The sequence below is a fragment of the Bradyrhizobium sp. USDA 4510 genome (assembly GCF_054059095.1).
In genome coordinates, this window is the sequence record NZ_JBSSBT010000001.1 from 5148977 (window position 1) to 5168033 (window position 19057).

The 19057-nt window shown below is 62.0% G+C and carries 11 protein-coding genes and 3 pseudogenes; 5 read left to right on the forward strand and 9 right to left on the reverse strand.

Annotated features, from left to right (window positions below; genetic code table 11):
* Nucleotides 1–41: 41 nt before the first annotated feature.
* The gene (gene groES / locus ACVMDN_RS23915; protein WP_076828150.1) at nucleotides 42–356 is read right to left on the reverse strand and encodes a co-chaperone GroES; all 315 of its coding nucleotides are present in this window, start codon (nucleotides 354–356) and stop codon (nucleotides 42–44) included.
* Nucleotides 357–592: 236 nt separating this feature from the next.
* On the opposite strand from groES, the gene ACVMDN_RS23920 reads away from it, so the two are divergent.
* Nucleotides 593–1690 (forward strand): trypsin-like peptidase domain-containing protein, encoded by a 1098-nt coding sequence (locus tag ACVMDN_RS23920; protein WP_456834870.1) that lies wholly within the window; start codon nucleotides 593–595, stop codon nucleotides 1688–1690.
* A gap of 94 nt (nucleotides 1691–1784) precedes the next feature.
* On the opposite strand, the pseudogene ACVMDN_RS23925 reads toward ACVMDN_RS23920, so the two are convergent.
* Both ACVMDN_RS23925 and ACVMDN_RS23930 read right to left on the reverse strand, forming a co-directional pair.
* Nucleotides 1785–3128 (reverse strand): annotated as a pseudogene (locus ACVMDN_RS23925) (transposase).
* A gap of 129 nt (nucleotides 3129–3257) precedes the next feature.
* Entirely contained in the window at nucleotides 3258–4193 is a 936-nt protein-coding gene (locus ACVMDN_RS23930) for a PAS domain S-box protein (RefSeq protein WP_233475395.1), read from the reverse strand.
* Nucleotides 4194–4546: 353 nt separating this feature from the next.
* On the opposite strand from ACVMDN_RS23930, the gene ACVMDN_RS23935 reads away from it, so the two are divergent.
* A complete protein-coding gene (locus tag ACVMDN_RS23935; protein WP_076828152.1) occupies nucleotides 4547–5377 on the forward strand; it encodes a methyltransferase domain-containing protein in 831 nt (276 codons plus the stop codon).
* A 607-nt stretch (nucleotides 5378–5984) separates the two neighbouring features.
* Here the strand turns inward: ACVMDN_RS23935 and ACVMDN_RS23940 are convergent.
* The 3 genes from ACVMDN_RS23940 to ACVMDN_RS23950 are packed head-to-tail and all read right to left on the reverse strand — an operon-like array spanning nucleotide 5985 to nucleotide 11207.
* Nucleotides 5985–7433 carry an HlyD family type I secretion periplasmic adaptor subunit gene (locus tag ACVMDN_RS23940; protein WP_076828154.1) on the reverse strand — a complete coding sequence of 483 codons (1449 nt, stop codon included), beginning with the start codon at nucleotides 7431–7433 and terminating at the stop codon, nucleotides 5985–5987.
* On the reverse strand, nucleotides 7420–9561 hold the full coding sequence (locus ACVMDN_RS23945) for a type I secretion system permease/ATPase (RefSeq protein WP_076828156.1): 2142 nt from the start codon (nucleotides 9559–9561) through the stop codon (nucleotides 7420–7422). The genes ACVMDN_RS23940 and ACVMDN_RS23945 overlap by 14 nt, the downstream gene beginning before the upstream one ends.
* Before the next feature lie 29 nt (nucleotides 9562–9590).
* Nucleotides 9591–11207, reverse strand: a complete 1617-nt coding sequence (locus ACVMDN_RS23950) for a calcium-binding protein (RefSeq protein WP_456843656.1) — start codon at nucleotides 11205–11207, stop codon at nucleotides 9591–9593.
* A gap of 284 nt (nucleotides 11208–11491) precedes the next feature.
* Between ACVMDN_RS23950 and ACVMDN_RS23955 the strand changes: the two genes are divergently transcribed.
* The 3 genes and pseudogenes from ACVMDN_RS23955 to ACVMDN_RS23965 all read left to right on the forward strand — a co-directional run bounded on the left by ACVMDN_RS23955 (nucleotide 11492) and on the right by ACVMDN_RS23965 (nucleotide 15364).
* Entirely contained in the window at nucleotides 11492–13069 is a 1578-nt protein-coding gene (locus ACVMDN_RS23955) for a winged helix-turn-helix domain-containing protein (protein WP_253623534.1), read from the forward strand.
* Nucleotides 13070–13282: 213 nt separating this feature from the next.
* Nucleotides 13283–14157, forward strand: a pseudogene (locus ACVMDN_RS23960) (tyrosine-type recombinase/integrase).
* Between the two features lie 8 nt (nucleotides 14158–14165).
* A pseudogene (locus ACVMDN_RS23965) lies at nucleotides 14166–15364 on the forward strand (IS91 family transposase).
* Between the two features lie 753 nt (nucleotides 15365–16117).
* Here ACVMDN_RS23965 and ACVMDN_RS23970 read toward each other — a convergent pair.
* The 3 genes from ACVMDN_RS23970 to ACVMDN_RS23980 form a co-directional block, all read right to left on the reverse strand.
* Nucleotides 16118–17278 (reverse strand): IS110 family RNA-guided transposase, encoded by a 1161-nt coding sequence (locus ACVMDN_RS23970; protein WP_456834869.1) that lies wholly within the window; start codon nucleotides 17276–17278, stop codon nucleotides 16118–16120.
* Nucleotides 17279–17618: 340 nt separating this feature from the next.
* Nucleotides 17619–18077, reverse strand: a complete 459-nt coding sequence (locus tag ACVMDN_RS23975) for a hypothetical protein (protein WP_076825986.1) — start codon at nucleotides 18075–18077, stop codon at nucleotides 17619–17621.
* A gap of 301 nt (nucleotides 18078–18378) precedes the next feature.
* A complete protein-coding gene (locus tag ACVMDN_RS23980; RefSeq protein WP_076825988.1) occupies nucleotides 18379–18894 on the reverse strand; it encodes a DUF3124 domain-containing protein in 516 nt (171 codons plus the stop codon).
* Between the last annotated feature and the right edge of the window lie 163 nt (nucleotides 18895–19057).

Sequence of the window (19057 nt, forward strand, 5' to 3'; positions counted from 1 at the left end):
TATCTGCTCCTTTCTCGAATGACTGTCAGCTTCCAGCTTGCTCAAGCGGCCTTCTTGAGCGAGCCGGCTTTGTCGACCACGCCCAGAAGATCGCTTTCCTTCATGATGAGGTAGTCCTGGCCGTCGATTTTCACTTCGGTGCCAGACCACTTGCCGAAAAGCACGCGGTCGCCGGGACCAACGTCGAGCGGCACCAATTGTCCTTGCTCATTCCGACCGCCAGGGCCCGCGGCGACGATTTCGCCTTCCTGCGGTTTCTCCTTTGCGGTGTCGGGAATGATGATGCCGCCAGCGGTCTTTTCTTCGGCATCAATGCGGCGCACGAGCACGCGGTCGTGCAATGGACGGAAATGCATGCACATCCTCCTGATTAGGTCAGCGATGTCAAAAATCCGGGTCCGGAAACCGGCCCCCGGGCGGAAGCGACTTAGGTAACGGACAAAATCCGTTCAAGAGCTTCTACGAAAATTTTGGCGGCTCATCCGAACGATGCACTGAGGGCTCTTGAACAGTCGACTTGAGCCAACCAGTTAATCGCCGCCACCGCCCCGGAGGACGGGGCGATAAACGCGTGTGCTACCGGAGAGAAATGATGCGATACTTGCGTGGGCTTGCGCGACTCGGGCTCGGCTCGACGCTGGCATTAACCCTTTCCGGACCGCCAGTTCTCGCCCAAATTCCAGACGTTAACACCGGCCGCGTGCCAACCCTTGCGCCGTTGGTCAAGGAGGTGACGCCGAGCGTCGTCAACATCTCGGTGCAGGGAAGCGTGCGCGAGGACAATCCGCTGTACCAGGATCCGTTTTTCCGGGAGTTCTTCGACGTTCCGAAGCAGCTGGAGAAGGAAATCAACGCCACCGGATCGGGCGTGATTGTCGACGCCCAGCGCGGCTATGTATTGACGGCAAACCACGTTGTTGCCAACGCGACCGCGGTGCAAATCAGAACCAAGGATGGCCGAAAGTTTGCCGGTCGCGTGGTCGGCCGCGATGCGCCGACCGATATCGCGCTACTACAGGTCAAGGGGCCCGTCGGGTTGAAAGCCATCGCGCTGGGCGACAGCGACGCGCTTCAGGTCGGCGACTTCGTCATTGCGGTGGGCAATCCCTTCGGCCTGGGCCAGACCGTCACGTCAGGCCTTGTCAGCGCGCTCGGGCGCACCGGCCTTGGTAAGCACGGCTATGAAGATTTCATCCAGACTGATGCTGCGATCAACCCCGGCAACTCCGGTGGCGGCTTGATCAATCTGCGCGGCGAACTCGTTGGCATCAACACGGCGATCATCTCTCCGGGAGGCGGCAATGTGGGAATTGGCTTTGCGGTACCCATCAACATGGCCCGCAAGGTGATGGAGCAGCTCGCGCAGACAGGGCGGGTCGAGCGTGGCCGCATCGGCGTTGCGCTGGAGGATCTCGAGGCGCCCGCTGCGGGTGTGACGCAGGGTGCCCGTGTCAAGGAGGTCAGCCCCGGCTCGCCCGCAGAGCGCGCGGGCCTTCGCCGCGGCGACATCATTCTGAAGGCCAACGAAATCCCGATCCGCAGCGCCACGCAAATGCGCAACCTCATCGGGCTGACCGCGGTCGGTCAGCAAGTGCGGCTGACTATTGAGCGAGAGCGCGCCACAGAGAGCGCCACGGTCGAGGTCGCACCGTTGGCCGAGCCCAAGCCGAGAGGGCGCGGGCCGGGGTGACGAATGTCTGCATATGGTCGATTCTGTTGAAAAAGGCTGGCAGTATTTCGTTTTAGTAGCTCCGCCGCGACGTGGCCGAACTGCTCTACCGACCCTATGCGAGCCTCCGGGTGGGCATCGGGATCAGCTTGGCCATCTTTCGAAGGTTTGTGGGCGGTGGCTGCGAGGATGAACTCGTCGCGCGCGCCGTTTGGACCTCGCAAACGCAAACGGTCGAGCTTGAGAATGCGCTTGAGGTGCGCGAACAACGTCTCGATTTTCTTGCGAAGCCGGCGCGAGGTGCCTCCCTCCCACGATCTCGCGATCTGGCGCGCCATGTCGCGAGCGCCCTCATAGATTGAGCGCGGCACTCTCCGTGAAGCCTGTTTGGGGCAACACCGAGCCTTCAATGCGCATCGATCACAATCGCGCTTGCTGGCGAGGTAAAGCATGGTGGCACCATCATTCACCAACGTTCCCGTCGTGGTAAGAACTTTGCCACCAGGGCAACGATAGATGTCCCCAGCATGGTCATAGGTGAAGTCTTCCCGCGAGAAGATCCCGTCTGTGCGGGGCCGACTTGTCGAAGACTGTAACGTGCGGCTTGATGCCGTGCTCATAGACTAGCCAGGCGAGCATCTCGGCCGAGCCATAGCCGCTGTCGCCGAGGAGCCGGCTCGGATAGAGATCAAAGCGCTCCAGCGAGCGCTCAATCATGCGCTTAGCGGTCAATATCTCCGCCTGCCGGATTGCCGTCGTTGCCTCAACATCGACGATGATCGCGTTCTCGATGTCGACCAGGTAGTTCGTCGAATAGGAGAAAAACGCTTGGCCGCCGTGCGCCCCGTCCAGCGCGCCGCCGGATCGGAGAGCGATATGAACTTCGGGGTGACCTCGGTCGCGGCTCCGAAAGCGGCATAGCCAGACGCTCATCGATTGCTCGACCGGCAGCATCCGGCAGAAGTCCCTTATCGCCTTCGATCCCCTTCTGCCGATTGGCATCGGCCTTGATCAGGCTCGCATCAACTGCAAATCCTTCACCGCCGACCAGTCGCTCCTCGATGCAGCGGCACAAGATGCTCTCGAACACGTGACGGAAGAGGTCGCTCTCCCGGAAGCGGCCATGCCTGTTCTTGGAGAATGTCGAGTGATCCGGCACCGCCCCATCCAGACCGAGCCGGCAGAACCACCGATAGGCCAGATTGAGGTGGACCTCATCGCACAGCCGCCGCTCCGATCGGATCCCGAAGCAGTAACCGATCAGGAGTATCCGGATCATCAGCTCGGGATCGATCGAAGGTCGGCCGATGCTGCTGTAGAAAGGCGCCAGCTCCTGCCTGACCCGTTCAAGGTTGACAAACCTGTCGATCGACCGGAGCAAGTGGTCGGCGAGGATATGCCTTTCGAGCGAGAACTCATAGAACAACGCAGCCTGGTCGAGTTGCCGATGTCCCATCATGATCTTCAGTCCTGCCAATTAGACAGACTGAATCACTGATACCTCTGCGTCGCAACAGCCGCCATTTTCAACAGAATCGGCCATAAGCAAAAGTTGTAGCGGCGAGAGCAGCGAAGCTCGATTGGCATCTCACGTCGGAACGGCGATTTCGCAAACCAGCCCTTCCGCGCGCCAGTCAAACAGCACCTTCCCGCCAAGTGGATTGATCGTCCCTTCGATGAGCCGACTACCAAAACCCTTACGTTGGGGCGCCTTTACCCTCGGTCCGCCCAGTTCGGTCCAGCGGAGCACCAGCTGTCCATCCTCGGCGCGCGACCAGGCCAATTCTATCCGGCCTCTTGTGTTGGATAGCGCTCCATACTTGATAGCATTGGTTGCTAACTCATGCAGGACAACAGCAATCGCCTGCGCAGCGATGGGTTCTAACACCGTCTGCAGCCCCTCCATCACAATCCGCTTCTGGTGACTCTCTTCGAGGTAAGGGGCAAACTCCTGCTTGGCGATCGCCGAGACTTCGGCTCCTATCCACCGCGTTTCAACAAACAGCGAGTGAACATTTGCCATCGCTTGGATGCGCCCGCTGATCACTTCCTTGAGGCCCTCGGAGGTGTCGGACTGAGAAAGGTTGATAATTGCCTGTACGTTAGAAAGGATGTTCTTGCTTCGATGCTCCGCCTCGCGAGCCAGAATGCTAATCTGCTCCTGAGTTCGCTTCTGCTGGGTAATATCTCTAGCAATTTTTGATGCGCCGACGATGTTGCCGTGGGCGTCTTTGACAGGAGAAACAGTTAGCGAAACGATGATTGAGCTACCATCCCGACGTCGCCGGACAGTCTCGAAATGGTCGATGCGCTCACCTCGTCGGATGCGGGTTAAAATCTCCCGTTCTTCGCTGAGCCGGTCTTGCGGAATCACGAGTGTAATGGGCTGACCAATAGCCTCCGTGGCCGAGTAACCGAAAATGCGCTCGGCCGCCTTGTTCCAACTCGTAATAATGCCATCTAGATTCTTGCTCACAATTCCATCGTCGCTGGACTCGACGATGGAGGCCAGAAGATTGGCCAATCGCTCAGCGCGCTCCAGAGCCCGCTCGCTGGCCAACGGCTTGAGTTGAAATCCCGACTCGTTTTTAGGCCCCAATGGCCGCTCCCCGAAACCCAGATGCTGCACCGCCGTTGGTGCCCAATCATAACACCAAATGCAAAGAGCTGCGACGTTTCCGCTGGGTCAAAAGCCGCCCTTGGCGGTCAGACCGGGCGACTTCCGCTTTATGACCGCAAGCCAACGTTTATGAGTACACGCCTCAGATCGAGCACTTTGCGATGTTCACGTGCGCTAAAGGGCCGCGACTGCTGTCCCCCTCGATGTGCTAGCTTCACACGGAAGCGAGCGGGGGACGTGGCTATCAAGGATAGGCCATGGTTGACCAAGGACAATGGCAAGTAGCTGGAAATGCCGCTGAGACATACGAGGACGCCCTTGTTCCGGCTGTCTTCGCACCTTGGGCACCGCTCGTAGTTGCACTCGCAGACCCGCGAGCAGGTGAGCGCGTATTGGACGTCGCATGCGGTACCGGCGTGGTGGCGCGGCTCGCCGCGCAGCGAGTAGGCCCCGCCGGGAGCGTGACCGGTCTCGACCTGAATCCCGGTATGCTGGCGGTCGCCGCCTCAATCGCAGCTGCCCGCCCGACCACAAGCGCACCGATCACGTGGCAAGAGGCCAGCGCGACGAATATGCCTCTGCCTGCGGGGACATTCGAAGTCGTGTACTGCCAATTGGGACTCCAGTTCTTTCCAGATCGACCCGCCGCACTGCGCGAGATGTATCGCGTGCTGGTGCCTGGCGGCCGCCTCGGCTTTATGGTGTGGCAGGACATCCAATACAGTCCTGGGTTCAGCGCCTTAGCCGGTGCGCTTTCGCGGCACGTCAGCACTGAGGCGGCGAGCATAATGCGCGCTCCTTTTGCGCTCGCCGATGCCAAACAGCTGCGCGCGCTTGTGGCTGCGGCAGGTTTCAGCGACATAACGATTGAGTCGGCTGCAGGAACCGTTCGTTTTCCGTCAGTTTCGCGGTTCGTGCAGGACTATGTGCGCGGATCGCCGCTCTCAGGCCATGTGGCCAAAGTCTCGGATGAAACCCGTAGGGTCTTGGTCAGCGAGGTAGAAGACGCGCTGACGTCTCATGTCGCCGATGATGGGTTAAAGTTTCCGATAAAGGCACACCTCGCCAGTGCGGTGAAGGGAGCATAGTGGTCGGACATAGCCGATGTTCAAATGAAGGTTTCGCTGGCGCTTGCGGGTTGGGGCCGACGTCCGGGATGGTCAAAAGCCGACCACGACGCCCCGCTCGACTTTGGTCGGCTTCCCTCCCGGCTGCGGACATTGGGGGCATTCTAAGAAAGGTCGGCTAGCGTCCACTGTTCACGATCCGCCTGCTTCACGAAGCGCCTCATCAGCTTCCCCCCACACAATGACCAGGGAATCTTAGAAAAGCATCGACGTTTTCACACGGCCAGGGCCACAAGACGAGCCCATTCGGTCAGGGCTGCGAGTCTGCTCTGCCTCAAGGGCGGACATCCCGGATTTATGAGTGCGTGCGTAGAGCGCGATGCGATCAGGTTGAATGGTCATAGCGAAGTCGGTGGGCTCCCGCTCGCAAGGAGTGCAGCGCGGCGGTCGAGAGACCGATTCAACCCGACCTCATCATGCTCCAGCAGGCCGTCGTCACGCCCGCGGTTCGCCGAGCGCGTGCATCAGCCGGTTGGTCTAGCCAAACAGCGCCGCCGACAACACCAGATCGAGCTATTCCAGCGTTTGAACGGCCTTGCCGAAATCAGTGCGAACATTGCCCTGCCTACTAGCGCTCCCGCAAAGTTTCCTGCCGATAGCGGCGGAGCGGCGACAACAGATAGCTCAGGATGGTCCGCGATCCCGTCTTGATCTCCACCGTGACGGCCATGCCGGGCGACAGATTGACCATTCTGTCGTCGATCTGCATTTGGGTAGAATCGAGCGAGATTCGCGCGCTGTAGTTCAGTTCCTGGCCTTTCGGCTCGCTGCTCTCGCGTGCCGTACCCAGCGCCCGATCGCCGGCGCGATCCTGCGGGCGGTCGCGGATCACGGCGTCCTGTGACACCGACAGCACCTCGCCATGCAACAGGCCGTAGCGGGTGAAATTGAAAGTATCGACCTTGATTTCGGCTTGTTGTCCGGCATGGATGAAGCCGATATCGCCGTTCGACACCATGGCCTCGATCTCGAGCCGGCTCTCGCTCGGCACCACCACAAGCAGCTGCTGCGCCGGCGTCACTACGCCGCCAACGGTGTGAACCGCCAGCTGCTGCACCACGCCGTCCACCGGCGCCGTCAACTGCTGCAGCTTCGTTCTTTGCTCGGCCTTGATCAGGTCCTGGGTGAGCCCGCTCGCTTTCTGTTCGGCCTTGGCGAGGTCGTCGGAGATCGTGTGCCGATACTCCGCTGCCACTTGGCTGCGCGTCTCGCGAATCGCTGCGATGGCCGCTTCCGTCTCGTGCAAGCGACTGGTCTGAACCACGAGTTCCTCCTGCTGCTCGACCAGGAGCTGGAACACCTCGAAATAGGTCAGCTTCGAGCCCAGTTCCTTCTCCACAAGCATCTTGCGGATATCGACGCGTGATTGAATGACCGGAATGATGGTCTCCAGCTTGTGGATCGTCGCCCCTGTCGTGGCCAGTTCGGCTTCCTTCTGAGCTTGCTGTCGCGCGAGCGCGGCGATCTTGGCGCGATGCTCCGTCACCTGATTGAGCAGCAGCTGACGCTGCGTGTTGATCAGCTCCGGATCTACGCCGGCCGACGGCATGAAATCGGCCGCTGGATTCTCCGAAAGCGCCGCGCGCAAACGTGCGATATTGAGCCGCTCGGCAAGGAGGTCGTTGCGCAGATGATCTCGCTCCGCCTCGTTCGCGGTCGGATCGAGCTCGATCAGGACATCGCCGGCCCTGACCACCTGGCCGTCCTGTACCCGAATGGAGCGCACGACGGCGGTCTCGAACGGCTGGATGATCTTGACGCGACTGCTGGGAAGGACTTTTCCCGTGGCCGACGCGACGATATCGATCGTGCCCCACCAGGCCCAAGCCAGAGCCAGGCAGAACAAGACGACGATCGTACTGCCGATCGTGCGACCGAGCGGCGATGGCGGCGTCTCCACGATTTCAAGCGCGGCGGGGAGAAACGCCAGCTCTTCGCGGCGCCTCCCTCGCGGACTGCGGAACGCGATCACGTGTTGCGTTGACGGTTTAGGCGCCGCGAGTTCAGCCGACCTCATGGAATCCTCCCTGCAGCCGATGCAGCGACGCATAGCGGCCGCCGGTCTTGATCAATGTGTCGTGGCTGCCATCCTCGACCAGGCGGCCGCGATCGAGCGTCACGATGCGGTCCGCGGTCCGCACGGTCGACAGCCGGTGCGCGATCACCAGCACGGTCCGCCCGTTGGCGATATCCTTCATGTTCTGTTGAATGATTCGTTCGCTCTCATAGTCCAGCGCGCTGGTCGCTTCGTCGAAGATCAGGATGCGCGGGTCGGTGACGAGGGCCCGCGCAATGGCGATCCGCTGGCGCTGGCCGCCGGATAGAGTCGAACCGCGTTCGCCCACCATGGTGTCATAGCCTTCTGCGAGTTCGAGGATGAATTCATGCGCGCCTGCAAGCCGCGCCGCCGCGATCACGCGCTCCATCGGCATCGCCGGATCGGCAAGCGCGATGTTGTCGCGCACCGAGCGGTTGAACAGCATGTTTTCCTGCAGCACGACGCCGATCTGGCGGCGCAGCCAGGTGGGCTCGGCCATCGCGAGATCCATTCCGTCGACCAGCACGCGTCCGCGTTCCGGAACGTAAAGCCGCTGGACCAGCTTGGCGAACGTGCTCTTGCCGGACCCGGAAGGTCCGACAACGCCGACGATCTGGCCTGCCGGCACCTCGAACGAGACGTCGCGCAGGACTTCCTGCCCGTCCACGCGATAGCGGAACGAGACGTGGTCGAACTTGATGTCCCCCCGAATCGCCGGCAGCCGCGCCCGCGCCGCCGAATAGGTCGGCTCGGCGGCGGTGTTAAGAATATCACCGAGCCGTGCGATCGACAGGCGCGTCTGGTGGAAATCCTGCCAGAGCTGAGCAAGACGCAGCACCGGCGTACTCACCCTGCCGGCGAGGATATTGAAGGCGACCAGCTCGCCCACGGAAAGGCTGCCGTCGATCACGAGCCTTGCGCCACAGTAGAGGATACTTGCGGTGACGAGTTTGCTGACGAGCTGCACCGTCTGGCTTACACTGTTGCCGAGGCTCAGGACCCGGAAACTCGCAGCCACATAGCCCGCCAGCTGCTCTTCCCAGCGCCGCTGCATCTGCGGCTCGACCGCCATGGCCTTGACCGTCTCGATCCCGGTGACGCTCTCGACCAGGAAGGCCTGGTTCTCGGCGCCGCGGCGGAATTTCTCGTCCAGCCGCTGCCGGAACAGCGGCGTCGCTCCGGCGGAGATCGCGATATAGAATGGGAACGAGCCCAGCACGATCCAGCTGAGCAGCGGCGAGTAGAAGAACATCACGCCGACGAAGACGAAGGTGAAGAACAGGTCGATGAGCAGCGTCAGCGCCGAACTGGTGAGGAAGCTCCGGATGTTTTCCAGCTCGCGAACTCTGGCCACCGAATCGCCGACGCGACGCGCCTGAAAATAGGCCATCGGCAAAGCCAGCAATTGCCGAAACAGCCGTGCGCCGAGTTCGACGTCGATGCGGTTGGTGGTGTGCGCGAACAAATAGGTCCTCAGAATTCCCAGCACGGTCTCGAAAGCCGAGATCGTCACCAGCCCGAGCACGAGGACATCGAGCGTGCTCAGCGATCGATGCACCAGCACCTTGTCGATGACCACCTGGAAGAACAGCGGCGAAGCCAGGCCGAGCAGTTGCAGGAAGAATGAGGCGATCAGCACTTCACCCAGCAGATGCCGGTATTTCTGGATCGCGGCGACGAACCAGCTGATGTCGAATCGCCGCGCCATGTCGGACAATCCGGCACGTCGGGTCATCAGGATCAGCTGCCCATCCCAGATGGCGAGGAGTTCGTCCCGTGACATCAATGCTGGCCGAGGCGCAAGCGGCGACTGCACCAGCACCCGGTCCGCATCTGCCTTGGCAAGGAGAAGGAATCCGCCATCGCGCAGGGACGCGATGGCGGGCAAGGGCGTGCTGCCGAGCCGTGACCAATCGGTTCGGTAGGCACGGGCCTTGAGGCCGAGATCCCTGGCGCAGCGGAGCATATCCGCTGCGCCGATCCTGTCCGTTCCCAGCCGATGCCCGATCTGTCCGGCATCGGCCGCAACGCCCTGGAGATGCAGCAGCGTTACGAGGATTTCGAGACCCGGGTCGGTCGGTCTCGCACCATTGGTTTCGATGCTCATGGTTGTTCTCCAGGACGACGCCGTCGGCCTCAGGCGGCGTGCGGCTGAGCGAGCTGCGGCTGCTGGCTCAACGGCGGCTCGGCGACGGGCATCGCGCCGTGATCCGCTCCCGCCGAGACGAAGCTCGACGCCATGAACTGGCCGAGCAGGCTCGCGCTTGCCGCCGCCGTATGCGCGAGGCCTGGCGCCGCGCCCGGGATCACGACGTTGTGTCCCGCACCGCCATCGAGGACATTCTGCGGGCTGCCGCCGAGCAGAATGTCATCGTCCGCGCCGCCACTGAGGATCTCGCTGCCGTTCCCGCCGATCAGGACATCGTCGCCGCCGCCGCCATTGGCAGTGAGCAGGATGCCGTTGCGCAGTCCGGAAGCCGAGATCACATCGTCGCCGCCGAGGCCGTTGATGACGAGACGGTCGCCGGCGCCGACATTGGAGATGGTCACGTCCGTCGCAAGTCCCGTCACCGTGATGACGCCGTTGCTTTCCGTGACATTGATCGCGTCGTCACCGTTGGTCGCATTGAGCACAACCGTGTCCGGCTGCGCGTCATTACCGTCGAGGTCGATGTTGACCTGACTGACGCTGGTGCCGGTCAGGTCGTTGACGGTGATGGTGTCCGCACCAGCTAGCGCATTGACATCGATGGTCTCGATGCCGGCGAGGTTCATCGAGACCGTGCCGACGTCGCGGGTTAGGGTGGCGCCGCTGCCCTTGGCCGAGACGGTCATGTTCTCGGTCACATTGGCGCCGTTGAACACCAGGGTGTCGTTGCCGTCACCGCCGTCGACTTTGTCGCTGCCGTCACCCGGATTCCAGACGAAGGTGTCGTCGCCCGCGCCGCCGAACAGCTGATCGTTGCCGCGGCCGCCGCCGATGATGGTGTCGTTGCCGTCACCGCCGAGCAGCGTGTCGTTGCCGTCGCCACCGGTGATGGAGTCGTTGCCCGCACCGCCGTCTACGGTTAGCTTGATCAAGCTGGAAAGGCCGTTTCCGGCGGTGAAGACGTCGTCGCCGCCATTCATGTTGAGCACGATGTTCTCGGTGGTGCCGATATCGAGCGAGAACGGCGCCGGGCTGATGCGATCGAATCGTACGCGGGAGCCGTTGGCGGTGAGGATGAAGTTTTCGGCGCCGTTGCCGCCGTTGACCTGGGCGGTGTCGATGCCGTCGCCACCTTCCATCAGGTCGGTGCCATCGCCCTGATTCCAAACCATGAGATCGTTGCCGGCGCCGCCGAACATCTGGTCGTCGCCCGCGCCGCCAACCAGCGTGTCGCTGCCTCCGCCGCCGAACAGCAGGTCGTTGCCGCCCTTGCCGATCAGGGTGTCGTCGCCCGCGCCGCCGAACAGCCGATCGTTGCCGGAGCCGCCGGTGATGACGTCGTTGCCGGCGCCGCCGAACAGCTGAGCTGCCGGGAGTGCACCGTTGGCCTCGTCCAGCGCGATTGTGTCGTTGCCGCCGGTGCCGAACACCTGGATCAAGGAGGTGTTAGCGACCGTCGAGGTGCCCCCCGTGACCGGGACCGCGCCGCCATTCACGAGGATCGTTCCGGCCGCGGAGCGACTCACGGTGATCGAGTTGTTGAGATTGTCGTCGAACACCGACAGCAGGCCGGTGGTCGGAGAAAAGCCAGCTTTGATAGCCATGGTCGTCATCCTTCCAGAGGTTTCATGCCCCTTGACCGATACTTAGCCGCGAAGAGGATGACAGGCTTGAAGCCGGTCTTGAGAACGCCGTGATTTGCCTGAAGAAGCCCTGCTGATTTCCTGATTGTGCTATTGTGATCGGGCCGTGATCGGGCCGTGATCGCCTGAGCCCCCAGTCGGACGCGGCAAACACGCGCCGCGGCGCACCAAAGACGGTTGCAACCACGGTCGATGCGGTCCAAATCGCGACAGGCCGTTGCGGCAGTCCGGTCCAGGATACGAGCATGCAGTTTCATTTCGCCGATTACGTGCTTGATACCAGCGCCCGCGAGCTGCGGCTCAGGTCTGAACTGATTGCAGTCGAGCCCCAGGTCTACGACCTTCTGCTCTACCTGATCGAGAATCGCGATCGCGTCGTCACCAAGGACGATCTGGTTGCTTCGGTGTGGGGCGGCCGCGTCACCTCGGATGCGACGCTGACCAGCCGCGTCTATGCCGTGCGCAAGGCGGTCGGCGACAGCGGCCAGCAGCAGAAGCTGATCCGCACCATTTCGCGCAAGGGTCTGCGCTTCGTCGGCGAAGTGCGCACGCCGCCGATGGACGACGAGCTCGGAGAGCTTTGCGCGGAGCCGGACTTGAACGAATCCAGCGAGCGAATTGCGGCATTACCTCTGCCTGACCGTCCCGCCATCGCCGTGCTGCCTTTTGCCAACATGAGCGACGATCCGGACCAGGATTATTTCTCCGACGGCATCAGCGAGGACCTCATTACCGCGCTCTCGAAGCTGCGCTGGTTCTTCGTGATCGCGCGCAACTCGTCGTTTGCCTACAAGGGCAAGTCCGTCAACATCAAAGAGGTCGGGGCGACCCTCGGCGTCGGTTATGTCATCGAAGGCAGCGTGCGCAAGGAAGGCGATCGCGTGCGCATCACCGCGCAGCTCAACGACGTCGCCACCGGCAGCCACCTGTGGGCGGAGCGTTACGATCGCAGCCTCGCCGATGTGTTTGCCGTGCAGGACGAGATCACCGAGGCGATCGTTGCGTCGATCGAGCCGCAGCTCTATGCGGCGGAGCATTTTCACTCCAAACGCAAGACCCCGGACAGCATGGACGCCTGGGGTCTGGTGATGCGGGCGATGTCGCATTTCTGGCGGATCACGCCAGCCGACTATGTCAAAGCGCAGGAGCTGCTGGAGAAGGCGATTGCGATCGATCCGTACTACGGACAAGCGCTTGCCGTTCTGTCCGCCAGCCACACCTTTTGCGCCTACAATGGCTGGAGCGAGATGGCGACATCGGTGCCGATTGCCGAACGCGCGGCGCTGGCGGCAGTCCGCGCCGACAGCGAGGATCCCTGGGCGCATCATGCGCTGGGTTGCGTTCATGTGCTGCTGCGACGTTTCGACGAAGCGCTTGGCGAGTTTGAGCTGGCGCTGAAGCTCAATCCAAGCTTTGCGCTGGCACTTAGCGTGTACGGCCTGGCGCTGACGTTCAGCGGCCACTGGGAGGAAGCCGGCGTCGCCACCACGAAGGCGTTGCGCCTCAGCCCGCGCGATCCATTTGCGGCGATCTACAACGGCATCGCCGCCCATGCCCAGTTGGTCGGACGAAATTACGAGGAGGCGATGCGCCTGGCCGGAGCCAGCATTCGGCTTCGCACCGATCATGTCTCCGGCTACCGCATGCTGACTGCGGCGGCTGCGATGGCCGGACGAGGCGAAATCGCCACGGCTGCATTGCAGGAACTGCTCCGCAGACAGCCCGATTTCTCCCTAGCCTGGATCGGGAAGAACTTGCCGTTCAAATACGAGGCCGACCGCGAGCACTATCTAGAAGCCTTCCGCCGGGCCGGCTTGAGTTAGCTTGTGCTCTTCCTGGGCTCAAAGTACCACAAATCAGGATGACCGACAAAATCCCCTCCCCGCCAGCCGCAATGTCGCAGATGGGTCAGAGGACTAAACCGCTCGCGCGGTAGGACGCCGCGGCTGGCGGCACGGCCAAGACGATAGCGCAACGGGGCGTCCTGTCTTGAGATCGAGGGGTTCGACAACCTCACTCAAGACAGGAGCATCGCCATGACCGACGAGGCAATGAGCCCGTTGCGCCGGCGCATGATCGAAGACATGACGATCCGCAAGTTGGCCCCGAAGACCCACATGACTACGTGCAAAGGGTCAAGAACTTCGCCGCATTTCTCGGGCGATCACCGGATACGGCGACCTTCGAGGACGTGCGCTGCTATCAGCTACATCTGACGGCAAGCGGCGTTGGCGCGCCGACCATCAACCAGACCGTCTCGACGCTGCGGTTCTTCTTTCGGGTCACACTCAAGCGCCACGAGATCGTCGAGCATACCCATGTCATTCACGAGCCGCGCAAGCTGCCGGTGGTACTGAGCGTGGAGGAAGTGGCACGGCTGCTCGATGCTGCACCGGGGCTCAAATACAAGGCGGCGCTGAGCGCGGCCTACGGTGCCGGGCTGCGTGCCAACGAGGTCGTCTCGCTCAAGGTCTCCGATATCGACAGCAAGCGGATGATCATCCGCGTCGAGCAGGGCAAGGGCGGCAAGGACCGCAATGTCATGCTGTCGCCCAGCCTGCTCGCGCTGCTACGGGCCTGGTGGAAGATGGCTCGGCCGCAAGGCTGGCTGTTCCCTGGCCGTGACCCGGCCCAGCCAATGACCACACGCCAGCTCAACCGTGCCTGCCACGCCGCCGCCCAGATGGCGGAGATCAACAAGCGCGTCTCGCTGCACACCTTGCGGCACAGCTTCGCCACCCACCTGCTTGAGCAGAACATCGACGTCCGCGTCATCCAGATGCTGCTCGGCCACGCCAAGCTCGACACCACCCCGCTCTATACCCGCGTCGCCACCAAGACGATCAGCGAGGTCATGAGCCCGCTGGAGCATATCACGCTGAAGCTCAAGGAGGTCCGACCGCCCGGCTGACGGCGCTTGTGTCGCGCCCGGCCTTGGAGGTTGCGGATATTTTCCGCAGCCATGGCGTAGCATGGCGCAAAGCCCATGCCGGCCATGTCAGCCTCGACCAGTTGAAGGTGATGTCGGCGATCGAGCGCTGCCGCACGGTGGCGCTCGGCGGCCATGTCGCGCGCTGCGCGGACTGCGCCTACACGACGATCGCCTACAACTCCTGCCGCAACCGGCATTGCCCGAAGTGCCAAGGCGCCGCCGCAAAGGAGTGGCTCGCCGATCGCGAGGCCGAGCTGTTGCCCGTGCCGTACTACCACCTGGTGTTCACACTCCCAGGAGCGATCGCCGACATCGCCTACCAGAACAAGGCCGTCCTCTACGACCTGCTGTTCAAGGTCTCGGCCGAGACCATGCTGACGATCGCCGCCGATCCGAAGCATCTGGGGGCCAGGATCGGCATCACCTCCGTGCTGCACACCTGCGGCTCGGCGCTGACCCATCACCCCCACGTGCACATGATCGTGCCGGGCGGCGGCATCTCGCCCGATGGTCAGCGCTGGGTGTCCTGCCGGCCCGGATTCTTCCTCCCCGTGCGCGTGCTCTCCCGCCTGTTCCGGCGATTGTTCCTTCAGAAGCTCGTCGCCGCCCATCAAGCCGGCCGCCTGAGCTTCTTTGGCGACAACAGCCAGCTCGCTGATACCCCATGCTTCGCAGCCTTCCTGGCGCCGCTGCGCAAAACCAAGTGGCGTCTATGCAAAGCGTCCGTTCGGTGGACCGGAGGCGGTGCTGGCCTATTTGTCGCGCTACACCCACCGGGTTGCCATCGCCAACAGCCGCTTGATCGCTTGCGACCAGCAGCGCGTCACCTTCAAATGGAAGGACTACCGCATCGAGGGCCGCTGATCGATACAGGCAGATGACGCTCGCCACAGACGAGTTCATCCGCCGCTTCCTCATCCACGTGCTGCCCAAGGGCCTTCACCGCATCCGCCATTACGGCCTGTTCGCCAAAGGCGCTTGCGCCGACAACATCGCACGCGTCCGCGAGCTGCTCACCGGTGCAAAGCCTGAAGCCAATCCCACCGCGGCTGCCGTCGATGCCAACAAGCCGGCTTGCCCATGCTGCGGCGGTCGCATGATCATCATCGAGGTCTTCGAGCGCGGTTGTACGCCACGGCATCGGCCGACAGCTCCAACGAACCGCATCAGGATCGACACCTCATGACCACGTCGCTGTCCTGCAAATCTATTCGTAGTGCTCGCTGCCTCTCGGCCAGCCACGGCAGAGCGCGCTCAGATATCCACCGCCCGCCATAACGCGCTCGACAATTTGTAGAGCTCGACACCACCCGCCGCGCATTCGCCAGCCGATTCACGCTCGAACACCTCGTTGCATCGGCTCGATTCAAATCAGCCAATTCGCCCGCGGCAGTCAAATCCCCATAGCGCCTGCGGCACCGCCTACGTTTCCCTTAAGCGCGGTTTCCTTGTATGGGCTTTGTCAAGGGAGGCGTTTAAATAGGCGATAGGTCGGCGCATCTTTTCCTTCGTCAGTTTCTTTGTTCGATCTGAGGCCGTTTCTTCGTCCCGACCCGCACTTCGCTTGCGCTGGCGCGCGCAGAAGCTGTCAAGGTTGGCCGCCGCACGAATCGTACGACAGGCTCCGCCGTTGCCAGGCCACACCTTGACAGCTTCGAGCACGACGGCATCGCTTGGTGCGATCGGGATGACGATCGGAGGGGAGCCCGCTTGCGGGCGCGATCAATCGCGCCACAACCTTGTATCCGGTGGGTCCAAGGACCCCGAACCATGATGCAGTCATGCGCATCGGCAGCGAAGCTCCGAAGCGGCGGACCCATTCTCCCTTTCGGCATCGAAGCCAAGGAAACACGTCGGGACCCCGCCACCTCGAACCGTCATCGGCGACACCGTCACAGGCGGACGGAAGGCCGAAACTGTTGGGGTGTCCTTCCTCCGTTCATGATGCCGGCCGCAGAACGACGCCGTCCGGCACTACGCCCTCCCGCGCGAGTCGCCACAGAGCGATCAGGAGCTTGCGCGCCAAGGCCACGATCATGGTCTTGCGCGTCCCGCGGGCATTCTCGGTACGAGTTCGAAACCACTGCGCCAAGACGCTGTCCTTCTGGAATCTGAGAAATCGCCACGCCAATTCGATCATGCCTCGTCTCACTCGGGCATTGCCGGAACGGGTCAGCCCTCTCTCCCGGCGTTTTCTGCCGCTTTCGTCAGGCGAGCCAGTGAGGCCGGCATAACGCGCTATCGCCCTTCGGTCGCGCATGCTTCGCGATAGTACCTCCTGCACCAGCATGTCGCCGGTCTCGACACCAACCCCGATTACCCGCGCCAACAGGCGCTCCATTGCGTGTGGTCCATCACTGGGCGTTTGCTTGAGACGCTCCAGGCGAGCCTCCTCGATCTGCCGTATCTGATCGCTGACGAGCCGCCGGCGCGCCATGTCGCGACGCAGCTCAGCCAGGGTGTTGGGCGGGATCGGCTCTCCTTCGGGGGTGCGCAAGCCGTCAAGGCGTTCGGCGGCTTTCTTCAGCTTGGGATTGAAGCCGCGGATGCCGAGCCGTATCAACGCTGCTTTCATTCGGTTGACGATCCGACTTTGCTCTCCGACAAGGCTCTCGCGCTCACGGGTGGGGCGCTTGGCATCTTCGTCCTTGATTGTCGGGATCGCGACCATCTTGCAGTGATCACGCTCGCCCCGCAACCAGCCGAGAAAAGAGCGTTTCAGCAGTTCGGTGTCGAGACGATCGGTCTTGGCGCGCCGGTGCTCGCGCGATACCGCTATGCTCGATGCGTGAATGACATGCGCCTCGATGTCGCGCACCCTGAGCCAGCGGGCCAGCCAGAAACCGTCACGGCCGGCCTCGAAAGCGACCGCGATGCGTTCGATGCGGTGTCCTGCCTTCCGCGCCTCTTCTCGCCAGCGATTGAGCAGCTTCAGCAAGGCGTTCTCGTCGACCTCAAGCTTCTTCGACGGCTGGCGCTCGACACCAGGCACAATCCCCGCAACGAGCCAGCTCGACAGGCTCATCTCGATCACAGCGATCAGCGTACCGTCCGGTTTGAGGGGTGTGAGGGATCGGCTCAGGTCGTTCAACTTCTGCATGGGGTGCTCCATCGGTTCACATCAGCGCCGATGAATGCCATATCCTCACCGTCCTCACCGCCGCCGCCCGCACCATAGCATCTCCCTTGGAGGCTTTCGGACGCCGGCCGCCGAATGTGCCGCGCCGTCAGTCATGCGGCCGGCATCCGAAACCCTTCACAAAAGCGCCGTTCGGAAGCTCGGCACCCGCTTCCGGTCTACCCCGACAAGCTGACAATTCAGGGGGCGCCCGGACTTCGCATTCGGGTCACTTCCGGCCTCATGCGCCACAGCAAACTGCCCGACTACTCGATCATCTCGTCGACGTGGGCGGGACCGTATTGGAGCCGACCGAGAAGGTTCAGCGCCCAACCGATCCTAACGCATCGAGGTAACACGGTTGGTACATCGCCTGCAGTTGCTTGCCGCGCAGGAAGATCATCTGCGGCGTTAACCCGCCGCGCGCGGCGATCCACCGCCGCACCGATGTTGGATACATCGAATACAGCATCATAGTTGCTTCGCGATTGGTGAAGGTGCGGCCGTTGATGCCGAAATCATAGGCGGCATGGAAACCAAGCGCCGCACGCGAGGTCACGCAGATTTTGTCGTGAGGGACTGCGCCGAGGACGATGGTGCAGGCCGAGGCACAGAGACCATCAATGATCACGGATTGTCCGGATGAGCGCAGGCGTTGAAATTTGGTGATGTAGCCTCCAATTTGACCACCCCGATCATCAGCAATGCGGACTGCCGCGTGACTTGCCCCGACACCCGCAAGCAGGAGCGCTGCCGCAAGCAGACACCTTACGAACTTCATTATCCCTACCCTGGTTCGAGCAAGCCGATTTGATCGTTTTGCGTGATGCGCGAAACAGCAAAACCGTCCTTCTAGTTCGTGGCTTTATCTAGGCAGAACTGATCCAAGAAGCGCCCCGCCTCGGGATCAGCAATGGCGCGGTCCGGTTCCATTCGCGCTGCTTGTCCGGCGCACTCCGCGTCGTAGACAGCGCCGTGCAAGCTGAATTCCGCTTTACCCCGATAAGCGGGCATCTCGCAGTCCGCCCCCACTTCGCATTAGGACCGATAGGCGACATGCCGGGCACCGATCCAAGTCCCTCTCAGGGACGGCTCACCTTTCGACCGACTGAAACGAAACTGTGGCCCTGAGTGCCCGGGCCTCCGATCATGATCGCTTCCAAATAAGGCTCATCAATTGCTTCCGGCGACGACCAATCGATTACGAAATTTGCGCCCAAGCCACCGCGAATGTCTTGTTGTGGGATCACAATTTGGATTGCGCCGTAGGGCTTTAGCGCGATCGCCCGTGGCAGATATCTGTCGATCACCTGACCATCAACATTGAAATAGTCGATCCGCTCGATGACAAGCGTTCCCGTTTCCGACGTATTTTGAACCGAAAGCGTCACGGACAGGTCGAGCCTGGTGGATCCGTCCCGGACCAATAGGCTTGAATGCGCTGGGACGTAAATTCTTCCTCGAAGTGTTGAAGGCTCGCGCGGCAAATCAACAAGTGAGCCCGCAAATTTCGATAGAGGAGCTGGGAGATCAGGTTGTGCTCGCGCCCCAGACATCGCTAGGAGCAACAGCGCTAGGAAGATTGCTGGCTTTCTCATCTGTTAATCCATCGCCGTGGTACAGATCCCGGTCGGGTCCGAGTGATTGGAACGTGGGTACCTTGGGATGGGCGACATTGACCCAAATCAACGTTGCGGGACATTCACCTGCGCAGCTTGACTTGTGTGGCTTGCGCCCCGGCGCACCTCTACCCGTGACCCG